Origin of the sequence: Streptomyces sp. NRRL S-337 (assembly GCF_000720175.1) — a bacterium.
In the GTDB taxonomy this organism is placed as follows: Bacteria; Actinomycetota; Actinomycetes; order Streptomycetales; family Streptomycetaceae; genus Streptomyces; species Streptomyces siderophoricus.
The window spans coordinates 32,229-54,461 of the sequence record NZ_JOIX01000034.1 but is presented as its reverse complement, the minus strand read 5'-3'; the positions used below and the strand labels follow the sequence as shown (position 1 = coordinate 54,461).

19 protein-coding genes, 1 tRNA gene and 1 pseudogene are annotated in these 22,233 nt (G+C 74.7%); 14 read left to right on the top strand and 7 right to left on the bottom strand.

Annotated elements, in window-relative coordinates:
• Positions 1-52 precede the first annotated feature (52 nt).
• Positions 53-1,879: a glutamine--fructose-6-phosphate transaminase (isomerizing) gene (glmS, locus tag IG62_RS0123345; protein ID WP_030806537.1), complete on the top strand. Its 1,827-nt coding sequence runs from the start codon at positions 53-55 to the stop codon at positions 1,877-1,879.
• A gap of 393 nt (positions 1,880-2,272) precedes the next feature.
• Here the strand turns inward: glmS and IG62_RS0123340 are convergent, their stop codons facing one another.
• Positions 2,273-2,794, bottom strand: a complete 522-nt coding sequence (locus tag IG62_RS0123340; protein ID WP_030414048.1) for a universal stress protein — start codon at positions 2,792-2,794, stop codon at positions 2,273-2,275.
• 399 nt (positions 2,795-3,193) lie between these two features.
• Here IG62_RS0123340 and IG62_RS0123335 point away from each other — a divergent pair, with 399 nt between their 5' ends.
• The 4 genes from IG62_RS0123335 (at position 3,194) to IG62_RS0123320 (ending at position 6,011) form a co-directional block, all read left to right on the top strand.
• The gene (locus IG62_RS0123335) at positions 3,194-3,466 is read left to right on the top strand and encodes a hypothetical protein (protein WP_078872181.1); all 273 of its coding nucleotides are present in this window, start codon (positions 3,194-3,196) and stop codon (positions 3,464-3,466) included.
• Between the two features lie 349 nt (positions 3,467-3,815).
• A complete protein-coding gene (locus IG62_RS0123330) occupies positions 3,816-5,093 on the top strand; it encodes a helix-turn-helix domain-containing protein (RefSeq protein ID WP_030806532.1) in 1,278 nt (425 codons plus the stop codon).
• Positions 5,094-5,098: 5 nt separating this feature from the next.
• The gene (gene orn, locus IG62_RS0123325; RefSeq protein WP_051798459.1) at positions 5,099-5,776 is read left to right on the top strand and encodes an oligoribonuclease; all 678 of its coding nucleotides are present in this window, start codon (positions 5,099-5,101) and stop codon (positions 5,774-5,776) included.
• A 159-nt stretch (positions 5,777-5,935) separates the two neighbouring features.
• A tRNA-His gene (locus IG62_RS0123320) sits at positions 5,936-6,011 on the top strand.
• Between the two features lie 64 nt (positions 6,012-6,075).
• Here IG62_RS0123320 and IG62_RS0123315 read toward each other — a convergent pair.
• Positions 6,076-6,726 carry an NAD(P)-dependent oxidoreductase gene (locus IG62_RS0123315; RefSeq protein WP_030806526.1) on the bottom strand — a complete coding sequence of 217 codons (651 nt, stop codon included), beginning with the start codon at positions 6,724-6,726 and terminating at the stop codon, positions 6,076-6,078.
• A 167-nt stretch (positions 6,727-6,893) separates the two neighbouring features.
• On the opposite strand from IG62_RS0123315, the gene IG62_RS0123310 reads away from it, so the two are divergent.
• Positions 6,894-7,829 (top strand): helix-turn-helix domain-containing protein, encoded by a 936-nt coding sequence (locus IG62_RS0123310; protein WP_037839083.1) that lies wholly within the window; start codon positions 6,894-6,896, stop codon positions 7,827-7,829.
• Positions 7,830-7,923: 94 nt separating this feature from the next.
• Here IG62_RS0123310 and IG62_RS0123305 read toward each other — a convergent pair.
• From IG62_RS0123305 to IG62_RS0123295, 3 genes and pseudogenes are all read right to left on the bottom strand, one after another.
• A pseudogene (locus IG62_RS0123305) lies at positions 7,924-8,817 on the bottom strand (chitinase); the annotation flags it as partial.
• A gap of 340 nt (positions 8,818-9,157) precedes the next feature.
• Complete coding sequence (locus IG62_RS0123300) at positions 9,158-10,561, bottom strand: sensor histidine kinase (protein WP_030806518.1); 1,404 nt, start codon at positions 10,559-10,561, stop codon at positions 9,158-9,160.
• A 13-nt stretch (positions 10,562-10,574) separates the two neighbouring features.
• Complete coding sequence (locus tag IG62_RS0123295; RefSeq protein ID WP_030806503.1) at positions 10,575-11,267, bottom strand: response regulator transcription factor; 693 nt, start codon at positions 11,265-11,267, stop codon at positions 10,575-10,577.
• Positions 11,268-11,376: 109 nt separating this feature from the next.
• Here IG62_RS0123295 and IG62_RS0123290 point away from each other — a divergent pair, with 109 nt between their 5' ends.
• A complete protein-coding gene (locus tag IG62_RS0123290) occupies positions 11,377-11,943 on the top strand; it encodes a hypothetical protein (RefSeq protein WP_030806501.1) in 567 nt (188 codons plus the stop codon).
• A 33-nt stretch (positions 11,944-11,976) separates the two neighbouring features.
• Here the strand turns inward: IG62_RS0123290 and IG62_RS0123285 are convergent, their stop codons facing one another.
• Complete coding sequence (locus IG62_RS0123285) at positions 11,977-12,837, bottom strand: spermidine synthase (RefSeq protein WP_030806499.1); 861 nt, start codon at positions 12,835-12,837, stop codon at positions 11,977-11,979.
• 169 nt (positions 12,838-13,006) lie between these two features.
• Positions 13,007-13,363, bottom strand: coding sequence for a chaplin (locus IG62_RS49900; protein WP_030806495.1), 357 nt, complete (start codon positions 13,361-13,363; stop codon positions 13,007-13,009).
• 245 nt (positions 13,364-13,608) lie between these two features.
• On the opposite strand from IG62_RS49900, the gene IG62_RS0123275 reads away from it, so the two are divergent.
• The 7 genes from IG62_RS0123275 to IG62_RS0123245 all read left to right on the top strand — a co-directional run bounded on the left by IG62_RS0123275 (position 13,609) and on the right by IG62_RS0123245 (position 22,220).
• Positions 13,609-14,292 carry a hypothetical protein gene (locus tag IG62_RS0123275; RefSeq protein ID WP_030806492.1) on the top strand — a complete coding sequence of 228 codons (684 nt, stop codon included), beginning with the start codon at positions 13,609-13,611 and terminating at the stop codon, positions 14,290-14,292.
• A 77-nt stretch (positions 14,293-14,369) separates the two neighbouring features.
• Positions 14,370-15,557 carry a glycosyltransferase family 4 protein gene (locus IG62_RS0123270; RefSeq protein WP_107053044.1) on the top strand — a complete coding sequence of 396 codons (1,188 nt, stop codon included), beginning with the start codon at positions 14,370-14,372 and terminating at the stop codon, positions 15,555-15,557.
• A complete protein-coding gene (locus IG62_RS0123265) occupies positions 15,554-17,050 on the top strand; it encodes an exopolysaccharide biosynthesis polyprenyl glycosylphosphotransferase (protein WP_030806486.1) in 1,497 nt (498 codons plus the stop codon). Before IG62_RS0123270 ends, IG62_RS0123265 begins: the two co-directional genes overlap by 4 nt.
• Positions 17,047-18,426, top strand: a complete 1,380-nt coding sequence (locus tag IG62_RS0123260) for an O-antigen ligase family protein (RefSeq protein ID WP_051798458.1) — start codon at positions 17,047-17,049, stop codon at positions 18,424-18,426. Before IG62_RS0123265 ends, IG62_RS0123260 begins: the two co-directional genes overlap by 4 nt.
• Positions 18,366-20,057: a lipid II flippase MurJ gene (locus IG62_RS0123255; RefSeq protein WP_078872184.1), complete on the top strand. Its 1,692-nt coding sequence runs from the start codon at positions 18,366-18,368 to the stop codon at positions 20,055-20,057. The genes IG62_RS0123260 and IG62_RS0123255 overlap by 61 nt, the downstream gene beginning before the upstream one ends.
• Positions 20,047-20,943, top strand: coding sequence for a polysaccharide deacetylase family protein (locus tag IG62_RS0123250; protein WP_078872180.1), 897 nt, complete (start codon positions 20,047-20,049; stop codon positions 20,941-20,943). The genes IG62_RS0123255 and IG62_RS0123250 overlap by 11 nt, the downstream gene beginning before the upstream one ends.
• Positions 20,940-22,220 (top strand): glycosyltransferase, encoded by a 1,281-nt coding sequence (locus IG62_RS0123245; RefSeq protein ID WP_030806474.1) that lies wholly within the window; start codon positions 20,940-20,942, stop codon positions 22,218-22,220. Before IG62_RS0123250 ends, IG62_RS0123245 begins: the two co-directional genes overlap by 4 nt.
• The last annotated feature ends 13 nt before the right edge of the window (positions 22,221-22,233 follow it).

Below are 22,233 nucleotides of genomic sequence, written 5' to 3'. Positions count from 1 at the left end.
CGGACACCGGGCACACCACAACCGACACACGTCTTTCTCGGAGGGTCACTGTATGTGCGGGATCGTCGGATATATCGGCAAACGTGATGTTGCTCCGCTGCTCCTGGAGGGCCTGGCCCGCCTGGAGTACCGCGGTTACGACTCGGCCGGCATCGCCCTCCACGCGAGCGGCACCGGCAAGTCCGCGGGTCTGAAGACCGCCAAGGCCAAGGGCCGGGTCCGGGACCTGGAGGCCCGGCTGCCGAAGCGGTTCGCCGGCACCACCGGCATCGCGCACACCCGCTGGGCCACCCACGGCGCGCCCACCGACGACAACGCCCACCCGCACCTGGACACCGAGGGCAAGGTCGCCGTCGTCCACAACGGCATCATCGACAACGCCGCCGAGCTGCGCACCCGGCTGACCGCCGACGGCGTCACCTTCGCCTCCGAGACCGACACCGAGGTCCTCGCGCACCTCATCGGCCGCTCCCAGGCCGAGACGCTGGAGGAGAAGGTCCGCGAGGCGCTGCGGCACATCGAGGGCACCTACGGCATCGCCGTGCTGCACTCCGACTTCACCGACCGGATCGTGGTCGCCCGCAACGGCTCCCCGGTCGTGCTCGGCATCGGCGAGCACGAGATGTTCGTCTCGTCCGACGTCGCCGCGCTGGTCTCGCACACCCGCCAGGTCGTCACGCTCGACGACGGCGAGATGGCCACCCTGAAGGCCGACGACTACCGCACGTACACCACCGAGGGCTCACGGACCACCAGCGCCCCGGAGACGGTCGAGTACGCGGCCGAGTCGTACGACATGGGCGCCCACGACACCTACATGCACAAGGAGATCTCCGAGCAGGCGGACGCGGTGGACCGCGCGCTGCGCGGCCGGATCGACGACCGGTTCTCCACCGTGCACCTCGGCGGCCTCAACCTCGACGCCCGGGAGGCCCGCACCATCCGCCGGGTCAAGATCCTCGGCTGCGGCACCTCGTACCACGCCGGCCAGATCGGCGCGCAGATGATCGAGGAGCTGGCCCGCATCCCCTCGGACGCCGAGCCGGCCTCCGAGTTCCGCTACCGCGACCCGGTCGTGGACCCCGACACGCTCTACGTCGCGGTCTCCCAGTCCGGTGAGACCTACGACGTGCTGGCGGCCGTCCAGGAGCTCAAGCGCAAGGGCGCGCGGGTGCTCGGCCTGGTGAACGTGGTCGGCTCGGCGATCGCCCGGGAGACCGACGGCGGCATCTACGTCCACGCCGGCCCGGAGGTCTGCGTGGTGTCCACCAAGTGCTTCACCAACATGGTGGTCTCCTTCGCGCTGCTCGCCCTGCACCTCGGCCGCATCCGCGACCTGTCCGTCGCGGACGGCAAGCGGATCATCGACGGCCTGCGCAAGCTGCCCGGCCAGATCGACGAGATCCTCAAGGGCGAGGACGAGATCAAGAAGCTGGCGGCGCGCTACGCGGACGCCAAGTCGATGATGTTCATCGGCCGGGTCCGCGGCTACCCGGTGGCCCGTGAGGCGTCCCTGAAGCTCAAGGAGGTCTCCTACATCCACGCCGAGGCGTACCCGGCCTCCGAGCTCAAGCACGGCCCGCTGGCCCTCATCGAGCCCGCCATGCCGACCGTCGCGATCGTCCCGGACGACGACCTGCTGGAGAAGAACCGCGCCGCCCTGGAGGAGATCAAGGCCCGCAGCGGCCGCATCCTGGCCGTCGCGCACCAGGACCAGGAGAAGGCCGACGACACCATCATCGTGCCGAAGAACGAGCCCGAGCTGGACCCGATCCTGATGGGTATCCCGCTCCAACTGCTCGCCTACCACACGGCGTTGGCCCTCGGCCGGGACATCGACAAGCCCCGCAACCTCGCCAAGTCCGTCACGGTCGAGTAGTCACCGCCCGTTCCACCGAAGCGACAATTGCACAACCCCCGCGGCGAGCAACCACCTCCGCGGGAGCGGCGCCGACTTGGGCGCACAAAGCGACCGCGTCGCGCGCGTGCCACCATTACGCGCGCGACGCCGCCGCCTCCCCTGTGCCGGCGTCGCCCAAAACGCCGGCGGGATGCCACCGCCTGGGAACCGTCACCTCCCGGCCGGCAGCACGCAGTTGCCGTGCGCGCGGCCGCCGGGCCCGTGTGCGGCGCGCCCACGTGACCGTTTTCTACCCTTCTTTGGCGCACAATCCACCTCTTTCGCTGCACAAGAGATGAGAAGGACGCCGACCGGGGCCGTTCTTGACGCGTCCTCAACTGGGCGCGGGAGAACGGGAGAAGAAGCGATCCGTCAGGGGATCACGATGACCGGGCGCTGCGCCCGGCGGGCCAGCCGTCCCGCGACCGAGCCGAAGATCCGGCCGACGATGCCGTGCGTCGAGCCGACCACGATCGCGTCGGCCTCGTACTCCCGGCCGACCTCCTCCAGCTCGTGGCAGATGTCCCCGCCGCGCTCGACCAGGATCCAGGGCACCTCGGAGAGGTGGTCCGCGCAGGCCAGCTCCAGCCCGAGCACCTCGGTGCGGTGGTCCGGTACGTCGACGAAGACCGGGGGCTCGCAGCCCGCCCAGACCGTCGTCGGGAGCCGGTTGGCGACGTGGACGATGATCAATCCGGCGCTGTGCCGCCGCGCGATACCGATTGCATACGCCAACGCGCGTTCGCTCGACATGGAGCCGTCGAAGCCGACCACGACGCCGTGCCGGAATGCCGGATCGCAGGAGTGGCGCGTCTTTTCCGCCGCTTCCAGGTCCGCCATCGGATCGGCGACCTGCTTGCGGTCCGCGGGTTCGGGGATTTCGTGACCGGCCATTGGTGTCTCGGCGAGGACGTCCTCTTGCGGAGGGGCGAACGGGGAACGGCGATTGACTTGATCCGGCAGTTGACTGAGCTGGCTCGATCGAGGCTCGGGAGCCATAGTTCAAAGAGGAACGATACGACTGGGAATCATCTTCCCAAGCCGATACCCCAAGAGTACGGCGCCACTCCCCCGCTGCCCAGAGCCCGCCGCGGGCACCGGGTGCCCGGACGAGGTGGACGGGGGCCTCGAACGTTCCCCGGAGCATGCCGGAGCGTGGCGCGGATGGCAATGCCCCGTCCTGCCCCCGTACGTACCCCTCGCGGTGACCCAAGATCGTCGGTGACGTTGTAGTAGCAGCCCGCCCGAGGGGAGCACGAGGTGCCGTTGCCGCCCGACAGATCACCCGACCCAGTGAGCGACGTCGTGCGCTGGGGCGCGTTCAGCTGCGCCCTGGTCCCCTTCGTACTGATCATCAGCGGCGCCTCGTGGGCCGGCGCGGCCGGCACCGCCGCCGGTCTGGCCGCGGTGACCTGTGCCTGCCGCGCGCTGCTGCGGCGGTCCGAACGGACCGCGGCCGGACTCCGCAGGCGCGCCGCCGGACGACAACGGGACAGAAGCGGACGTTCTGGGGCGCGGGCGCGCAGGGGCGGGCGGCACGTCGAACGGCGTACGCCGGTCGACTGAGGCGTCCGCAAGTCCGCGCACGACCGTTTTCAGCCAACTTCCGGACGGGGCCCCCGCCTTGCCCCCGGCACCCCCCAACCCCGGTGTGAGCAGGGCGGAAAGGACCGCTGGGCATGGTTGTGTCCTCCTGCGAACGGGCAGAGCCGAGACGCGTACTTCCCTTGCAGGGCCGACGAGTGGAACGCTTCGTGATCGAATGCTTCGCGCCAAGTTGCCATATCGACATACCAGCGGGTGGTGAACTTGGCACTCCATCCTCACGGGACACAGTAGATTCGATCTTGGTAGTGACGGCGGGGGAACTGTGCAGTACCGAGAGGGCGAGACGACCGAGGGGGGCTTAAGTGCCATGAGCCAGGACTCCGCTGCCGTACCAGATGCCGCACGCAAGCTCGCCGCCCGACGGCGCCGCGAAATAGTCGCGGTGCTCCTCTTCAGCGGCGGCCCTATTTTCGAGAGCTCCATTCCGCTCTCGGTCTTCGGCATCGACCGACAGGACGCCGGGGTTCCGAGGTACCGGCTGCTTGTGTGCGCTGGCGAAGATGCGCCTTTGCGCACGACCGGGGGGCTGGAGCTGTCCGCCCCCTACGGGCTGGAGGCGATCTCCCGTGCCGGGACGGTCGTCGTACCGGCCTGGCGTTCCATCACCCAGGCCCCGCCGCCCGCCGCGCTCGACGCGCTGCGCCGGGCGCACGAAGAAGGGGCCAGGATCGTCGGGCTGTGCACGGGGGCGTTCGTCCTCGCCGCGGCCGGACTGCTCGACGGCCGACCGGCCACGACCCACTGGATGTACGCGCCGACGCTCGCCAAGCGTTATCCGTCCGTCCACGTGGACCCGCGGGAGCTGTTCGTCGATGACGGCGACGTGCTGACCTCCGCGGGCACCGCTGCCGGCATCGACCTGTGCCTGCACATCGTGCGCACCGACCACGGCGCGGACGCCGCGAACGCACTGGCCCGCCGGCTGGTGGTGCCGCCCCGGCGCACCGCCTCCGACCTCGGCCACCAGCGCTACCTGGACAGGTCATTACCGGAGGAGATCGGCGCCGACCCGCTCGCCGAGGTCGTCGCCTGGGCGCTGGAGCACCTCCACGAACAGTTCGACGTGGAGACGCTCGCCGCGCGCGCGTACATGAGCCGGCGCACCTTCGACCGGCGGTTCCGTTCCCTCACCGGGAGCGCGCCGCTGCAGTGGCTGATCACCCAGCGGGTGCTGCAGGCCCAGCGGCTGCTGGAGACCTCCGACTATTCGGTGGACGAGGTCGCCGGCCGCTGCGGGTTCCGGTCGCCGGTCGCACTGCGCGGCCACTTCCGGCGCCAGCTGGGGGCCTCGCCGGCCGCCTACCGCGCGGCCTACCGCGCACGCCGGCCGCAGAACGGTGCGCCCGAGCCCGCGCTCAGACCCGAGCGGGCCGAGCGGGCCGAGCGGCCGGAGCGCGAGCGGGCGGCGCTGGGGGCGGGCGCGGGGTTCTCCGCGACCGCGCTGGCCGGTCACGGCCTGGCGGAGGCGGCCGAGGCGGCCAAACCGACCTCGGACGCGTACGCCCCCCGGATGCCGGAGACCGCGGTCGGCCGGGCTGCGGGCCGCCCCGTGCTCCCCGGACAGCGCGAGCGCCCCGTAGGGTGAGATGTATGAACGATCGCATGGTGTGGATCGACTGCGAGATGACCGGTCTCTCGCTGGCGAACGACGCGCTCATCGAGGTGGCCGCACTGGTCACCGACTCGGAGCTGAATGTGCTGGGCGACGGGGTGGATGTGGTGATCCGCCCCCCGGCCGAGGCGCTGCGCACCATGCCGGAGGTGGTGCGCCAGATGCACACCGCCTCCGGGCTGCTGGCGGAGCTGGACGGCGGAACGACGCTGGAGGCGGCCGAGGCGCAGGTGCTGGCGTACATCAGGCAGCACGTGCCGGAGCCGGGGAAGGCGCCGCTGTGCGGCAATTCCGTCGGCACCGACCGTGGCTTCCTGCTGCGCGACATGCCGGCGCTGGAGAGCCATCTCCACTACCGGATCGTCGATGTGTCGTCCGTGAAGGAGCTGGCCCGGCGCTGGTTCCCGCGGGCCTACTTCAACAGTCCGGACAAGAACGGCAACCACCGGGCGCTGGCGGACATCCGTGAATCCATCGCGGAGCTGCGCTACTACCGGGAGGCGGTCTTCGTGCCGCAGCCCGGTCCCGACTCGGACACCGCGAAGGCCATCGCCGCCAAGCACGTGCTGCCGGCCGAGCCGGCACCGGCGTCCGCGCCGCCGGTCACGCCGGAGTCCGCGCCGCCGGTGACGCCGCAGTCCGCGCCGTCGTCGTGACACACCCCGGGCCGTCTTCCGGGTCGTCGCCGCAGCCGCGGTGACCCGGAAGACACGCCCACGCTCCCCCGGCCGGAAACCTGGGCGCGAGCACCCCTCCGGACCCTGTACACTTTTTCTCAGCCGGTGGGGAAAAAGAACCACACAGCACCGGTCATGGTGGGTATAGCTCAGCTGGTAGAGCACCTGGTTGTGGTCCAGGATGTCGCGGGTTCAAGTCCCGTTACTCACCCCACTGAAAGGCCCCCGACCTCTGGTCGGGGGCCTTCGTGTTGCCCGGGGCCGAAGCGGCGGGCCGCTCAGTAGCCGACGGTGAAGCGCTCGCCGATGTGCCGGGGCCGCTCGATCTCGTCGACGAGGGCGACCGCGTAGTCCTCGGCGGAGATCCGGCTGTCACCCCCGGCGTCGGTGATCAGGTCGTCGGTGGCGGTGCGGTAGGTGCCGGTGCGCTCGCCGGGCGCGATGGTGGCGGCCGGGCTGAGGTTGGTCCAGCGCACGTCGGAGACCGAGCGGTAGAGGTCCAGCGCGTCGCCGTGCGCGTGCATGATCTGGAGCAGGAACTCCGGCAGGCCCTCGGCGTCCCAGACCTGCTTGCCGTCCGGCGTGCGGAGCGAGCCGGCGCCGCCGACCGCGATCAACCGGGGCGCCGCCGCGCCGAGGGTGCGCAGGCCGGCGACGAGGGACTCGGCGGCGGGTTCGATCGTGGCGAGGTGGCCCGGGCCGTCGCCGCCGCCGACCGCGCTGACCACGACGTCCTTGCCCTCGGCGACCGCGGCGACGGAGGCCGGGTCGAGGACGTCCCCGGTGGTCACTGTCAGGGCCGGGTGGCTCGTGGTGAGCTTCGCCGGATCGCGGACGACCGCGGTGACCTGGTGGCCGCGGCGCAGCGCCTCGTCGAGGACGCGGCTGCCGATCGTGCCGGTGGCGCCGTAGAGAGCGATCGTGGACATGGTGGATCTCCCAGCTGTGCGGTGGACCGGGGGTGGGCCGGTCGTACGGGGGCCGGTGCGGCCGGTGGGTCCGCGGTACGGACTTGACGTTTTCCGTCAGCGTCTCGCTGACCTCTCCTACGCTAGGGCCATCAGCGGGGGATTCCGGGGTAGCGAAGGGACCGGGCATGGTCAGAAAGCGACAGGGGGGCGGGGAGCCGGTTCCGGAGATCCGGGAGGTGGCGTTCTCCGCGCCGGCCGGGCGGCCGTCGGGCGTGGAGGTGCTGACCCTCGCCGAGCTGCGGGAGCGGGCGGACGCCTGCCGGCTGTCCACCCCGCACCGGCCCGGCTTCCACCACCTGCTGCTGCTCGACCGCGGCCGGCTGGTGCACAGCGTCGACTTCCGCGAGCACGTACTGGCCCCGGGTGATCTGCTGTGGTCCCGCCCCGGGCAGGTGCAGCACTTCGGCGATCTCACGGGCGCGGAGGGGCGGCTGGTGCTCTTCGAGGCGGGCTTCCTGGACCCGGCGACCGCGGCCGCGGCCCGGATCGAGGACTGGTACGGGCCGCCCGTACGGCATCCGCGGGGCGCGGCGGCGCGCAGGGTGACCGAGGCGGTGAGCCAGCTGCACCAGGAGTTCGGGGAGCTGGGCGGGCTGCCGCTGGAGGTCCATCTGGAGGTGCTGCGGCATCTGCTGGCCGTACTGGTGCTGCGGGCCGCGCACCCGGACGGGGCGGCCGGGGACGCGGGGAGCTGCCCGGCGGGCGAGACGTATCTGCGGTTCCGGGACGCGGTGGAGCGGGGGTTCACCCGCAGCCGCCGGGTCGCCGACTACGCCCGGGCGCTGGGGTACGCACCGCGCACCCTGTCCCGGGCCACCGAGGCCACCGCCGGGGTCGGGGCGAAGGAGTTCATCGACCGTCGGGTGGTGCTGGAGGCCAAGCGGCTGCTGGCGCACGGCGACCGGTCCGCGGCCCGGATCGCGGACCGGCTGGGCTTCGCCGACGCCACGAACTTCAGCAAGTTCTTCCAGCGCCGGACGGGCTGCACCCCGATCGCCTTCCGGGACGCGGTACGGGGCGGGGCGCAGCGGGTGGGGGGAGGCCCGCTGCGCCCCGTGTGAGAGGTGTCTCCTCCGTCAGCCCGGCGGGATCAAGGAGACACCCCCGAAGGGCGGCGGTCCGGGTCTGTCGGGGGGGCCGGACCGCCGGTGGGGGTCAGCCGGTGTAGGCGCCGAAGGCCTTGGTGAAGTCCAGCGGGCGCTGTGCGATGGAGCTGCAGGTCGGCTGGGCGGAGTTCGATCCGCCGCCCTCGCAGGCCTTGTCGCGGGTCGCGGACCACATCGACAGCCAGGCCAGGTGCTTGCTCTTGGCGAACGTCACCAGCTGGGTGGCGTCGTCGGTCTTGAAGACCTCGCTCTGGACGTCGTTGACGCCGATCATCGGGGTCACCGCGACGGTCTTCCAGGCGGCCGCGTCGCCGAGGCCGAGGGCCTTCTTGAGCTGGCCCTGGGTGGCGGTGGCGGCCTGGGTGGCGTAGGTGCCCATGTCGCCGTTGTAGGAGGAGCCGTAGTCCATCGCCATGATGTTGACGGCGGAGATCTTCACGCCGTTCTTCTTGGCGTCGGCGACCAGGTTCACGCCGTCCTGGGTCAGGCCCTCGGGCATGACCGGCAGGGTGAAGGAGACGTCCAGGCCCGGGTGGCTCTTCTGGAGGCGGGCGACGGCCTGGGCGCGGCGGGTGTTGGCGGCCGTGTCGGCCAGCGCGCCGCCCTCGATGTCGAAGTCGACCCGGGTGAGCTTGAACCGGTCGATGACCTTGCCGTACGCGGCGGCCAGCTGGTCGGCGGAGGTGCAGGCGACGCCGAGCTCGGAGCCGTTGGCGCCGCCGAAGGAGACCCGGACGTCGCCGCCGGCCTTGCGCAGCGCGGGTATCTGCTTCGCCACCGGGTCGCCGCCGAGGTCCACCGAGCCGCCCCACTTCGGCGTACACCCGCCGCCGGAGGTGATGAAGGCCAGGTTGAAGTTCTTCACGCCGGTCTTCTGCGCGGTGCCGGCCAGGTCGTAGGCGGGCGTCAGGGAGGTGTCGACGTACGGGGCGAAGCCGGCCGCGGCCTTGCTGCCGGTGGGGCGCGGGGCCTTGGCGGCGAGCGCTGCGCCGGCGACGGCGAACGCGCCGCCGGCCGCGACCGCGGCGGCCGTGCCGGTGAGGATCAGCTGGGTGGTGCGGCTCTTGCGCCGGCGGTGTGCGGAGGAACTCATCGGGTCCTGCCTGTCGTCACGTGGGGGGTGTGGCTGGGGGTGCACCGGGGGAAGTCGGTGTGCCCCGCACGCTAGCGACAGCGAAACGGACAAATGCCGGGATCCGTACGGACGTTGGGGGAATTATGGCGGCCTTAAGGAAGCGGAAGGCGGTGGTTAAGACCACCGGCCTATGCCCCGTGACGGGCGCTCAGGAACCGGCGCGGGCGGCACGCCGGCCGCCGGTGCGCAGCGTGCGGCGCAGCCGGTGGCCGCGGCGGGTGCCCTGCGGGCCACGCCGGCCGTCCAGGGCGAGCCAGACGCGCACCTCGGTGCCGCCGAGGACGGAGCGGCCGATGCGGACGTCGCCGCCGGTGGACTCGGCCAGCCGGCGCACGATGTCCAGGCCGAGACCGGTGGAGCCTTCGCCTCCGCCGCCGTGGCCGCGGCGCAGTGCCGCCTCGGGGTCGGCGATGCCCGGTCCGGCGTCGGAGACCAGCACGATCACCGCGTCCTCGGCGTTGTGGACGTCGACGGCGAAGGCAGTGCCCTCGGGGGTGTGCCGGAAGACGTTGCCGAGCATCGCGTCGAGAGCGGCGGCGAGTTCGGGGCGGGCGACCGGGACGCGGACCGGGCGGTCGGCGCCGGCGACGCGGGCGGTGCGTCCCTCGTCCTCGGCGAGCGCGGACCAGAAGGCCATCCGCTCGCGGATCACCTCGGCGGCGTCGCAGCCGGCCGCGGCCGCCGCCTGCTGGGTGTGCGCCTTCTGTTCGCGGGCGGTGCGGATGATCTGGTCGACCTCGCGCTCCAGTTGGGCGACGGCGGAGCGGGTCTGTTCGGCGGCCGGGGTGTCGCCGAGGGAGGCGGCGTTGAGCCGGAGGACGGTGAGCGGGGTGCGCAGCCGGTGCGAGAGGTCGGCGGCCAACTCGCGCTCGTTGGCGAGGAGTTGGACGACCTGGTCGGCCATGGAGTTGAAGGCGGTGGCCGCGGCCCGCAGTTCCTTGGGGCCGTCCTCCTGGACGCGGACGCCGAGCTGGCCGTGGCCGAGGTCGTGGGCGGCGCCGGCGAGGCGTTCGGCGGGGCGCACCATCCGGGTGCCGAGCCGGTCGGCGACCGCGACCGAGCCGATGATCAGCGCCAGTCCGACGCCGGCCAGCACGACCCAGGAGGTGGTGACGCCGTTGGTGAGTGCGTCGTCCGGGACGAACACCTCGACGACGGCGATGCCGGAGGCCACGGCGGTGGGCTGGAGCAGCGAAGTGCCGCCGGGGACCGGGGAGATGGAGGCCCGGCCGAGTTTGGCGGCGGCGGCCACGTCGGCGGGGGCGGCGCGCCGGGTGCCTATTTCGGCGGGGGTGCCGTTCTTGCCGCCGGCCGGGACGTGGACCCCGATGCGGCCGCCGGCACCGGTCTCGGCGCTGGCCACGGCCCGTTCCAGCTGGGTGCGGTCGGTGGTGATGGCGAGCACCGGGCCGATCGTGGCGGCCTGCCGCTCGGCGCTCCCGTAGGCGCGGTCGCTGGCCATCTCCTTGACGACGAGTCCGAGGGGCACGGCGAACGCGACCACGACCATCGTGGTGACCGCCAGCGCCACCTTGACCAGGGCCCACCTCACAGCGCGCGGCCCGTCATCGTGGTGGCTCCAGCTTCACGCCGACACCGCGCAGGGTGTGCAGATAGCGGGGCTTGGCCGCGGTTTCGCCCAGTTTGCGGCGGAGCCAGGAGAGATGGACGTCGATGGTCTGGTCGTCGCCGTAGGACTGCTGCCAGACCTCGGCGAGCAGTTCCTTGCGGGGGACGACGACGCCGGGCCGCCCGGCGAGGAACGCCAGCAGGTCGAACTCCCGGCGGGTGAGGTCCAGTGCGGCGCCGTCGAGTTCGGCCTGGCGGCGCAGCGGGTCGATGGACAGCCCGCCGACCCGGATCACTCGTGAGGGGGGTTCCGCGCCGGCCGAACCCGCACGGGAGCGGCGCAGTACGGCGGCCATCCGCGCCGAGAGGTGCTCGACGGAGAACGGTTTGGTGAGGTAGTCGTCGGCGCCGTCGTTCAACAGCCGCACGATGTCGGCCTCGTCGTCCCGGGCGGTGGCGATGATCACCGGGACGTCGGTGATGCCGCGCAGCATCTTCAGCGCCTCACCGCCGTCCAGGTCGGGCAGGCCCAGGTCGAGGATGACCACGTCGAAACCGACGTGCGCCACCTCGCGCAGCGCCTCCAGGGCGGTGCCGACGCTGCGTACCGTATGGGCCGCCTCGGTCAGATGCCGGATCAGGGCCGAGCGTACGAACTGGTCGTCCTCGACCACGAGCACACGTGCCATGGGCGGCACCGTACGCCATCGGGGGGACGGTTCCTCACCGGAGTTGACGCCGGGGCGGTGGGTTCCGCCCGCTCCCGCGGGCTGCGACGGGGGTGGCCGGTGGTGCAGTATGAGCCGAATGCAACGAGGACTGGTTCACGCGGCGGCCTGGACGCTGGCGACCGGCGCCGCGGTCACGCTGTCGTGGTTCGGCGTGCACACCGTGCTGTCCGGCACCGCGTACGACGCGCCGCGCGCGCTGCCCCTTTCCGACCAGGTGGCCTCCTCGGGGGCGCAGGCCGACGGCGGCGGAACGCCCCGCGCCTCCTCCACGCACCGCCCCAAACCGTCCGCCCCGGCCCCCCGGCCGTCCGCCACCGGCCCCTCGTCGGCTCCCCCGCACACCGGCAACACCCGCGCGCAGCGCCCGCCCACCACGGCGCCGGGCGGCCCGTACGGAGCCTCCGACGGCCGGGTCAAGAGCTACGCCACCTCGGGCGGCCGGGTGGTCTTCGATCTGGGCGGCTCCGCGGCCGAGTTGGTGTCGGCGACGCCGAACTCGGGCTGGGAGATGCAGGTGTGGAAGCAGCAGGGGTGGATCCGGGTGGACTTCACGGGCGGCGGTGGGCACACCTCGGTGATCTGCACCTGGAACGGCCATCCGCCGACCGTGGAGACCAGCAACTACGCGACGTGAGCCGGGCCGGCGGGCACCGCCCGCCGGCCCCGCTCAGGTGAAGGTGCCGGCCGGTGGGGCCGGGGACGCGACGGCCGTGGCGTCGGTGACCGGGGCCGCGCCGCCGGTGAAGTCGGCCAGCGCCCTGCCGTGTTCCACCCGTCCGGTCTGCGGGTCGGTGGCCGCGCGGCGGGTCAGCTCGGCGACCGGGAGGGCGGTGCCGGCGGCCAGCAGGACGGCGTTGCCGAAGCGCTTGCCGCGCAGCACCGCGGGGTCGGCGATCAGGCAGAGCTCGGGGAAGACCGTGTGGACGGTGGCGATCTGGCCGCGCAGGAACGAAAGCGGCGGGCCGTCGGCGAGGTTGGCCGCGTAACGGCCGCCGGGGCCGAGCGCGCGGCGGACGTCGGCGACGAACTCGGTGCTGGTCAGGTGCGCGGGGGTGCGGGCCCCGCGGAAGACGTCGGCGATGACCAGGTCGGCCCAGCCGTCCGGGACCTTCGCCAGGCCCGCGCGGGCGTCGCCGCCGCGGATCCGTATCCGCCAGGTGCGGTCCCACGGCAGGTGCCGGCGGACGAACTCCACCAGCGGGGTGTCGATCTCCACGGCCTGCTGGGTGGAGCGCGGCCGGGTCGCGGCGACGTAGCGGGCGAGGGTCAGCGCGCCGCCGCCCAGGTGGACGACGCGCAGCGGCTGTCCGGGCGGTCCGGCGAGATCGGCGATGTGGCCGAGCCGCCGCTGGTACGAGAAGTCCAGGCGCCGTGGGTCGTCGAGGTCCACGTGGGACTGCGGGGCGCCGTCGAGGAGCAGGGTCCAGCCGCGCGGCCGGTCCCGGTCGGGCCGCAGCTCGGCGAGCCCGCCGTCCACCGTCTCGGTGACGGTCTCCACGCCGCCGCGCCCGCGCCTGCTCTTCGCCATGCGCTCAAGTATCGCCGGTGCCCCCGAGGACTCCGACGCAGGTCGGGCGAGGCGGGGTGGAGAGGAGGGAGTGGCGGACCACCCGAGACCGAAGTCAGGGGAGGTCCGCCGACTGCACCACGACCCGGGCCGGCCCGAGGTCCGTACGGGCCGGCGGACGGGTCACCTGTCAGTTACCAATGTTGGCGCACTTGTTCCCGAACGCGGGGTTCAGCAGCGCGAGGATGTTGACGCTGTTGCCGCAGATGTTGATCGGGATGTTGATCGGAACCTGGACATTGTTACCGCTCAGAATGCCCGGGGAGTGCGCCGCGACGCCATATGCGTTGGCACCACCGTGGTGGCCGTAGACGAAGCCACGGTGTTCGTAACGATCGAAGTGACGACCGTGGTGGTGGCGGTGGTGGCCGTGACGGCCGTTGTGGCCGTTGTGGCCGTCCCCGCTGGCGGATGCGAGCCCTGCGCTGCTGAGCACCAGCGCGCAGCTGGTCGTGGCCATTGCGGCGGTCGTGATAAACCGCTTCATCCCATTCTCCTTTCAGTTCGCGAATGGGGCACCGGTCACAACGAACGAAATACGTCAGAGATGCGGGCGTCCACCCCTACAGGGGTTGGTTAACCCTATTGGCATAAAGATCGTTCCGCCATTTCAGTGCGGCATTCCGCCGTTCGGGATCACCGGCTCAGCACCGGGCGTGCCTGCCGTGGTTTCCAACATGATTTCTGTCAGAGTGCTCTCCTGTTTGACTGATAGACGTCGGAGAGGAAGACATGCGGAAGTCCATGGACCGCACCGGGCGCGGCGTCGTGTGCGCGCCGGCGGCATTGGCATTGCCGGCCGCCCTGTCTTCGGCGGCGGCCGCGCCGGCCTTCCCCCGGGAATCCGCACGCCTTCGATCCGCCGAGCGCTTCCACGTGACCCGGCACGGCGGGATCGCCCGGGCGGCCAACTCCTCGATCACCTGCGCGGCGGGTACCCGCGGCGCGGCCGGGGGGTGCGCGACGGCCCAAAAGGGCGGCGCCGGGGCCAACGTCCGGTACCGGATGGCGTACGTCGACGTCGACTCCGACCGGAACACCTACAACTCCGGCCGCGCCCGGCTGCGGATCCCGGCCGGCTCCCGGATCAGCCACGCCCGGCTGTACCGGGGCGGCAACCTGCGGGCCGGCGAGCGGAAGCCGGCCAAGTCGGTGCAGGCCGGCCGGCACCGGCCGTACGCGGTGCACAATGCCGCCGATCCGGCGAACGACGTGATGAACTCGACCGTCACCGAATTCGGCCGGGAGTCGGCGCGGCAGCCGGCCTGCCGCAACACGCTCGGTCCGGATTCCGATGTATTCGACCTCCGGCCCGCCCTGCGGTCCGGCGGCAGCCGGCTCGCTTTCCGCTTCTCCGCGCACCGGCCGGGATATCTGCTCGGCGCGCTCTTCGTGCAGACCGATACCCGGCGCTGAGCGGCGCGCTGCGGGAATTCCACGGCGAATTCCGCCGGAAAAGAGTTCTGTCGGCCCGGTGATCAGGGGAGCGGTGCGTGGCGGCGCAAGAGCTGAGGTCGGGTGAGCGGCCCACGGTGCTCCACGTTTCCCAGCCCGTCGACGGCGGGGTGGCCCGGGTCGTCGCCGACCTGGTGCGCGCCCAGGTCGCCGCGGGCCTGCGGACCGTGGTGGCCGCACCGCCCGGCGGCACGCTGCTCCACGACGCCGCGGCGGTGGGCGCCGAGACGGCCCCCTGGCCGGCCCGCCGCGCCCCGGGCCCGGCGCTGCCCGGCGAGACCGGTCGGCTGGCCCGGCTGATCCGGCGGCTGGGCCCGGACCTCGTGCACGCGCACAGCGCCAAGGCCGGGCTGGCCGCCCGGCTGGCCGTCCGGGGCCGGATCCCCACGGTCCACCAGCCGCACGCCTGGTCCTTCGAGGCGGTCGGCGGGACGGCGGGGCGGCTGGCGGTCGGCTGGGAGCGGTACGCGGCCCGCTGGACGCACCGGGTGCTGTGCGTGAGCGAGGCGGAGCGGCAGCGGGGCGCGGCGGCCGGCGTGCCCGGCCGGTGGACGGTGGTCCGCAACGGCGTGGACCTGCACCGCTGCTCCCCCGCGTACGACGACGCCGCGGCCCGCCACGCGCTGCGCCGCTCGCTGCCCGCCCTCGCCGGACTCGCGCCGAAGGCCCCGCTGGTGGTGTGCGTGGGGCGGCTGTGCCCGCAGAAGGACCAGCGGACGCTGCTGCGGGCCTGGCCGGCGGTGCGGACCGCGGTCCCGGACGCCGTGCTGGTGCTGGTCGGTGACGGCCCCGACCACGCACGGCTGCGGACCGGGGCACCGCCCGGCGTGCGGTTCGCGGGCGCCGCGCCGGACGCCGTCCCCTGGTACCGGGTGGCCGACCTGGCCGTTCTGCCGTCGCGCTGGGAGGCCATGGCGCTGACCCCGCTGGAGGCGATGGCCTGCGGCCGGCCCGTCGTGGTCACCGACGTCGGCGGCGCCCGCGAGGCCCTGCCGCCGGGCGCCGCGCCGCACTGCCTGGTGCCGCCCGGCGACCCCGCGGCGCTCGCGCAGGCGCTCCGCGGGCTGCTGACCCGGCCTCAGCTGCGCACCGAGCTGGGCCGCCGGGCGCTGGCGCACACCCGGGCGACCGGTGACGTACGGCGCACCGCGGCCGCGGTCGTGGCGCTGTACCGCGAACTGCTCGGGGCAGCCGGCCCGGAGCGCGGGGAGCGGAGCGGACGATGACGACCGAGAGCGCGGACACGCACCCCTCCACCCGGGTCCGGCCGCCCGCGGCGGCCCGCCCGGCGGCACCCATGGTCCGCCCGCCGCGCGGCCCCCAGTGGCAGCCGCTGCCCCCGCCCCGGGCCGGCCGCGGCCGGCGGCGGAGGGTGGCCTGCCTGGTGGCCGTCGACGCGCTCGCCGTCGTCGGCGCGGCACCGCTCGCCCTGGGCCCCGGCATCCGGCCGGCCGCGCTCGGCGCCCTCGTACCGGCGCTGCTGCTGCTCCACGTCCAGGCCGGTCTCTACCGCCCCGGCCCGGCCCCGAGCGTCCTGCAGGACCTGCCCGCGCTGCTGGGCCGGGCCCTGGTGTGCTGGTGCACGGCGGCCGGGCTGCTCGCCGCCGTCACGCCCGGGCAGGCGCTGCCGCTGGCCACGCTCGGGGGCACGGTGGCCGCGCACTCCCTGCTGGTGTGCGGCGGCCGTTCGATGGTCCACCGGGCGCGCCGCAACCTGGCCCGTCGCCGGCCGCGCGCCACGCTGGTCGTCGGCCCCGATCCGGCCGCCCGGCAGCTGGCCGCCGCGCTGCTGGCCCACCCCGAGTACGGCATGCGCCCGGTCGGGCTGGTCCCGCCGGCCCCGGTGGTGCCCGGCCCGGCCGAAGTGCCCACGGGCGGCGCGGCCCGTGCGCTGCCCCGCCTGACGTCCTTCCAGGACATCACCCGGTCCGTCATCGCCAACACCGTCCGGGACGCGGTGTTCACCGTGCCGCCGTACGGCGATCCGCACACCGCCGCGCTGCTGCGCCGCTTCGTCGACCAGGGCTCGGCGATCTGGCTGGCCGGCGCCGCGGCGGGCCGGGAGGGCCGGCCGCCGGAACCGGGCACCGACCACCTGTGGGGATTCGCCTGCCGCCCACTGGACACCACCCCGCCGCGGCCCGGCGGCCGGCGGAAGCGGGCCCTGGACCTGGCCCTCGCCGGACCGGCGCTGCTGGCCGCGGCCCCGCTGCTGCTGGGCTGCGCGCTGGCGGTACGGCTCGCCGACGGGCCCGGCGTGCTCTTCCGGCAGGAACGGATCGGCCGCGGCGGCCGCCCCTTCACCCTGCTGAAGTTCCGCACCCTGCGCCCGGACGACGACCACGACCCCTCCACCAGCTGGACGGTGCCGGACGACGGCCGGACGAGCCGGGTCGGCCGGCTGCTGCGGCGCACCGCCCTGGACGAGCTGCCCCAGCTGTGGAACGTGCTGCGCGGCGACATGAGCCTGGTCGGGCCGCGCCCGGAACGCCCCTTCTTCGTGGAGCGGTTCAGCCGGCAGTACCCCGAGTACGCGGCCCGGCACCGGATGCCGGCCGGGCTGACCGGGCTCGCGCAGGTGCACGGGCTGCGCGGCGACACCTCCATCGAGGACCGGGCCCGCTTCGACAACCTCTACATCGACAGCTGGTCGCTGGGGCAGGACCTGCGGATCCTGCTGCGCACCGCCGGCTCGCTGCTGCGGCGGGAGCGCGGATGAGCGCGGGCGCGGCGGCGTCCGTCCCGGCCGGGCCGTGGTGCGCCGCGGACCGGGCCCGGACGGCGGCCCGGCACGGCGCGCCGCTGCTCCCCGCGCTGGCGACGGTCCTGCTGCTCTGCGCGCCCGCCGATGCCGCCCGGGTCACCCCCCTCGGCACGGTCACCCCGGCCGACGCCGCCTCCGCGGTCCTGGTGGCCGGGTGCGGGCTGCGGCTGCTGCGGCACCGCCCGCGGCCGCTCGGCCGGACCGCCGCGCTGGTCCTGGGCGCGCCGGTCGCCGCGCTCGCGCTGGCCACCGTCACCTCCGCCGACCCGGCCGCGAGCCTGCCCGGTCTCGTCCGCCATCTGCAGGTCTTCGTCCTCGTACCGGCGGCGCTGCTGCTGACGCTGCGGGACGCCCGGGACTTCCGGGTGCTGGCCGGTGCGCTGGTGCTGCTCGCCCTGGTGCAGGGCGCGATCGGCGTGCACCAGTACCTGACCGCGACCGGTGCCTCTTATATGGGGCGCGAGGTGCGGGCGGTCGGCACCTTCGGGCCGCTGGACGTCATGGGGATGGCCACGGCCGTCGGCCACGGCCTGACGGCGGCGCTCGCCCTGGGCCTGGCGCCCGGCCCGCGGGCCCCGCGCTGGCAGCGGCCGGCGGCCCTGGTCTGCGCGGCGGTGCTGACCGTGCCGCTCGCGGTGTCATTCAGCCGGGGCGCCTGGATCGCCACGGCGGCGGCCGGCGCGGCCGTCCTGCTGACGGCCGGCGCCCGGGTCGCCGTACCGGCGCTGGCCGTGCTGACCGCCGCGGCGGTGGTGCTGGTGGGCGGGGCCGGAGCCGGCTCCGATCTGCTCGGCGAACGGGTCGCCAGCATCGGCGCGGTCTCCGACGCCCCGGACCGCTCGGTCACCGACCGCTACGCGCTCTGGGCCGCCGCGGCCGGCATCTGGCGCGACCACCCGCTGACCGGCGCCGGGCTCAAGCAGTTCCCCGCCGAACGGGACGGCCACGCCTCGCTGGGCCTGTCGTCCGGCGGCGACACCGCGGGCGCCGGGGTCGCCTTCCGGCGCGAGCCGCTGCTCTCCCCGCACAGCATCTATCTGCTGGCGCTCGCCGAGCAGGGGTTGGTCGGCGCGACCGCGCTGGTGGGCGGCTGGGCGGTGCTGCTGGTGTGCGGGGTGCGGCGGCTGCGCGCGGCCCGGCGCGCCCGCCGCGCCACGGACTGCGGCGCGGCCGCGACCGGACTGCTGGTCTGGCAGGCCGTCGACTTCCTCTCCGCCGACATCGGCGGCCCGTCGACGGTGCTGACCGCGGTGGCGCTGGGGCTGGTCGGCTGGTGGGCGCTGGCGCCCGGCCGGTGGCCGGTGCCGGGCGGCGGGACGGCGGCGCGGTGACCGGGGCCCCCGCCGCCGTACGCCAGGGCGGCGCGCCGGCCGTGCCCGGTGCGCCCGCGCCGCTCGGCCGCTCCCTGGCGAGGGCCGCCGCGCTCACTGCCGGGCTGACCGCCGCCGGTGCGCTGTGCGGTCTGCTGCGCGACCGGACGCTGGCCCGGCTGTTCGGCGCGGGCAGCGCCACCGACGCGTTCCTGGTCGCCTGGACGGTGCCCGAGATGGCGGCCACGCTGCTGATCGAGGGCGCCATGGCGCTGCTGCTGGTGCCCGCGTTCAGCCGGGCGCTGGCGGCGCGGGCCGCGGCCCCCGGTGCGCCGGACGACGCCGCCGACCCGGTACGGGCCCTGCTCGGCGCCACCCTCCCCCGGCTGTCCGCCGCGCTGGCCGGCGGCTCCGCGCTGCTCGCGGCCGGCGCACCGCTGTTCGTCCGGCTGCTGGCGCCGGGGCTCGCCGACCCGGCCGCGGCGGTCGACTGCACCCGGCTGACCGCGCTGACCGTCCTCACCTTCGGCGTCACCGGCTACCTCAGCGCGGCGCTGCGCGCCCACCGCAGCTTCGCCGCGCCCGCCGCGATCTACGTGGCGTACAACCTCACGATCATCGGCACGATGCTGGCGCTGCACGCCGATTGGGGGGTGCGGGCCGCCGCGGCCGGGGTCGCGCTCGGCGGCGCCCTGATGGTGGCGGTCCAACTCCCATCTTTCGTACGGGTGTTGCCGCCGCTGCGACTCCGCCGGGCGGTCGCGGGCGGGACGGCTCCGCTGCCGGTGGCCGGGCTACCGGTGGCCGGGCTGCTGGCGCCCGTCGTCTGCTTCACCTTCGGCCGGCAGGCGCAGGTCCTCGTCGAGCGGTTCCTCGCCTCCGGTCTCCCGGCCGGGGCCATCTCGCACCTCAACTACGCGCAGAAGGTCGCCCAGTTGCCGATGGTGCTGTCCCTGATGATCTGCACCGTCACCTTCCCGGTGGTGGCCCGGGCGGTCGCCGACGGGGAGGCCGCGCGGGCCGGCCGCCGGATCGCCCGGGACCTGACGCTGGCGGGGCTGGTGGTGCTGCTGGGCGCCGCGTACGTGGCCGCCTGCGCCCCGCAGATCACCGGCGTCCTCTTCGAACGCGGCGCGTTCACCGCCGCCGACACCGCCGCCACCGCGGCCGTGATGCGGGTGTACGCGCTCGGGCTGCTCGGCCACAGCCTGGCCGGGGCGCTGATCCGGCCGTTCTGCGCGGCCGGACGGCCCACCTGGTACCCGGCCGGCGCGATGGCCGCCGGGCTGCTGGTCACCGCCGGGGCCGGGCCGGCCGCGGTCCGCTGGTGGGGGGCGCCCGGCCTCGCCGCCGCCAATGCCGCGGGCATCACCACCACCGCCGTGCTCCTGCTGCACAAACTCGGCACCCGGTTCGTCGCCGTCCGGGTGCGCCGGATCGCCGCCGGGCTGGGCCGGCTGGCCGTCGCCGCCGCCGCGGCGGTCGCGGTGGGCGGCCCGCTCGCCGCGCTGCCCGCCGACCCGCTGCTCGGCGCGGCGGCCGGTGCCCTGCTGGTGCCGGCCGTGTTCGCCGGCACCGCCCTCGCCGTTCGGGCCCCCGAGGTCCGGCACCTGCTCGTCGTCGTCAAAGGAAAGCTCGCCGATGCCCGTTGAACCGCCGCCGCAGCGCGCCCCCGCCCCGCCGGCCCCCGGCCGCACCGCCGTCCGCCGCCGCCCCGGCCGCGGCGGCCCGCCCTGGATCCTGATGTACCACTCGGTGACCGACACCGCCGGGCGCGCGGACGATCCGTACCGGATCACCGTCTCCCCCGGCCTGCTGGACCGTCAGCTGCGCTGGCTGCGCGACCGCGGGCTGCGCGGGGTGGCGGTCGGCGAGCTGCTGCGCGCCCGGGCCGCCGGGCGCGCCACCGGACTGGTCGGGCTGACGTTCGACGACGGCTACGCCGATTTTCTCACCGGCGCGCTTCCGTTGCTGCGCCGCCACGACTGCACCGCCACGGTGTTCGTGCTGCCCGGCCGGGCCGGCGGGCTCAACTCCTGGGACCCCAGGGGCCCGCGCAAACCGCTGCTGACCGAGGACGGCATCCGCGCGGTCGCCGCCGCCGGCATGGAGGTCGGCTCGCACGGGCTGCTGCACCAGGACCTCACCACCGCCGACCCGGTCACCCGGGAGCGGGAGACGGCGGTCGGCCGGGCCCGGCTCGCCGAGCTCACCGGCCGGGCCCCGGACGGCTTCTGCTATCCGTACGGCGCGGTCGACGCCCGGGCCGTCGCGGCGGTGCGCGCGGCCGGCTACGGCTACGCCTGCGCCCTCGACCCCGGCCCGCTCACCGGCCGGCACGCCCTGCCGCGGGTGCACATCGGCGCCGCCGACACCCCCTGGCGGCTCTCCCTCAAACGGGCCCTGCACCCGCTGCGCCGCCGCGCCCTGCCCCCCGACGAGACCCCCCTGCCCCGGCCCGCGACACCGTCCGGGCCGGGCCGCAACAACAACCCGCAATCCCCGGCCGCTACCGCTACCCCTGGAGGCCCCCGGTGAAAGTCCTGCACGTCATCACCGGCCTCGACGTGGGCGGCGCCGAGCAGCAGCTGCGGCTGATGCTGCGCCGGCTGCCCGCCACGTGCGAGGTCGTCACCCTGACCGACCCCGGCCCGGTCGCCGCGGGCATCGAGGCCGACGGCATCCCCGTCACCCACCTCGGCATGACCGGCAACCGCGACCTGACCGCCCTGCCCCGGCTGGCCCGGCTGATCCGCGCCGGCGGCCACGACCTCGTCCACACCCATCTCTACCGGGCCTGCGTCTACGGCCGGATCGCCGCCCGGCTGGCCGGGGTCCGGGCGGTGGTCGCCACCGAGCACTCCCTCGGTGACGCGGTCATCGAGGGCCGCCGGCTCACCCGGGGCGTGCGCGCGCTGTACCGGGCCACCGAGCGGCTGGGCTCGGCGACCGTCGCGGTCTCGGACACCGTCGCCGCCCGGCTGCGCCGCTGGGGCGTGCCCGGGGAGCGCATCCACGTCGTCCCCAACGGCATCGAGGCGCACCGTTTCGCCTTCGACCCGGCCGCCCGGGCGCTGGTCCGCACCCGCCTCGGGCTGCCGGTGGACGCATTCGTGGTCGGCGGGGTGGGCCGGCTGGTGCCCGGCAAACGGTTCGACGTCCTGGTCCGCGCGGTGACCCAACTGCCCGGAGTGCACCTGCTGCTGGCCGGCGAGGGGCCGGAGCGGGACATGCTGCGGCGGATGGCCGAGCAGTTCGGTTCGGGCGACCGGATCCACCTCCTGGGCGCGCGGGACGGGGCGTTCGACGCACTGGCCTCGGGCCGGGCCGACGCCTGGGCCCGCACCGGCGGGACGGACGCCGCACCGCCCGGCGCGCGGCCGGACATCCCCGGGCTGCTCTCCGCCATCGACGTCTTCGTCTCCCCCTCCCCCGAGGAGGCGTTCGGCCTGGCCGTCCTGGAGGCGCTGGCGTCCGGGCTGCACGTGCTGTACGGCAGCTGCCCGGCGGTCGACGAACTGCCCGAGGACCAGGCCCCCGGCGCCCGCCGCTTCAGCCCCGGCGTACACGAACTCGCCACTTCCCTACGGGAGTTGAGGCGGCAGGGGCCGGGCCGGCTGCCGGTCCCGCCGGTGGTGCGCCGCTACGACATCGCCCGCAGCGCCGAGGCCATGATGGCCGTCTACGAGGAGGCCCTGGCCACCGCCGCGGCACGGTGGCGCGCCGCCGCGCCCGCACCGGGCCACCCCTCCGGGGTGGTCTCGCTGCCGGACCCGTCCCCGGCGGCCGCCCCGTCCACGCTCACCAACCGGTAGGCGGCGCCGTGCA

Coding starts and splice junctions, on each gene's coding strand:
- IG62_RS0123295 (WP_030806503.1), bottom strand. CDS start 11,267: ATGGCACGTGTGCTCGTGGTCGAGGACGACCAGTTCGTACGCTCGGCC.
- IG62_RS0123310 (WP_037839083.1), top strand. CDS start 6,894: ATGGTCAGAAAGCGACAGGGGGGCGGGGAGCCGGTTCCGGAGATCCGG.
- IG62_RS0123275 (WP_030806492.1), top strand. CDS start 13,609: ATGCGGAAGTCCATGGACCGCACCGGGCGCGGCGTCGTGTGCGCGCCG.
- glmS (WP_030806537.1), top strand. CDS start 53: ATGTGCGGGATCGTCGGATATATCGGCAAACGTGATGTTGCTCCGCTG.
- IG62_RS49900 (WP_030806495.1), bottom strand. CDS start 13,363: ATGAAGCGGTTTATCACGACCGCCGCAATGGCCACGACCAGCTGCGCG.
- orn (WP_051798459.1), top strand. CDS start 5,099: ATGAACGATCGCATGGTGTGGATCGACTGCGAGATGACCGGTCTCTCG.
- IG62_RS0123340 (WP_030414048.1), bottom strand. CDS start 2,794: ATGGCCGGTCACGAAATCCCCGAACCCGCGGACCGCAAGCAGGTCGCC.
- IG62_RS0123285 (WP_030806499.1), bottom strand. CDS start 12,837: ATGGCGAAGAGCAGGCGCGGGCGCGGCGGCGTGGAGACCGTCACCGAG.
- IG62_RS0123250 (WP_078872180.1), top strand. CDS start 20,047: ATGCCCGTTGAACCGCCGCCGCAGCGCGCCCCCGCCCCGCCGGCCCCC.
- IG62_RS0123315 (WP_030806526.1), bottom strand. CDS start 6,726: ATGTCCACGATCGCTCTCTACGGCGCCACCGGCACGATCGGCAGCCGC.
- IG62_RS0123290 (WP_030806501.1), top strand. CDS start 11,377: ATGAGCCGAATGCAACGAGGACTGGTTCACGCGGCGGCCTGGACGCTG.
- IG62_RS0123265 (WP_030806486.1), top strand. CDS start 15,554: ATGACGACCGAGAGCGCGGACACGCACCCCTCCACCCGGGTCCGGCCG.
- IG62_RS0123260 (WP_051798458.1), top strand. CDS start 17,047: ATGAGCGCGGGCGCGGCGGCGTCCGTCCCGGCCGGGCCGTGGTGCGCC.
- IG62_RS0123330 (WP_030806532.1), top strand. CDS start 3,816: ATGAGCCAGGACTCCGCTGCCGTACCAGATGCCGCACGCAAGCTCGCC.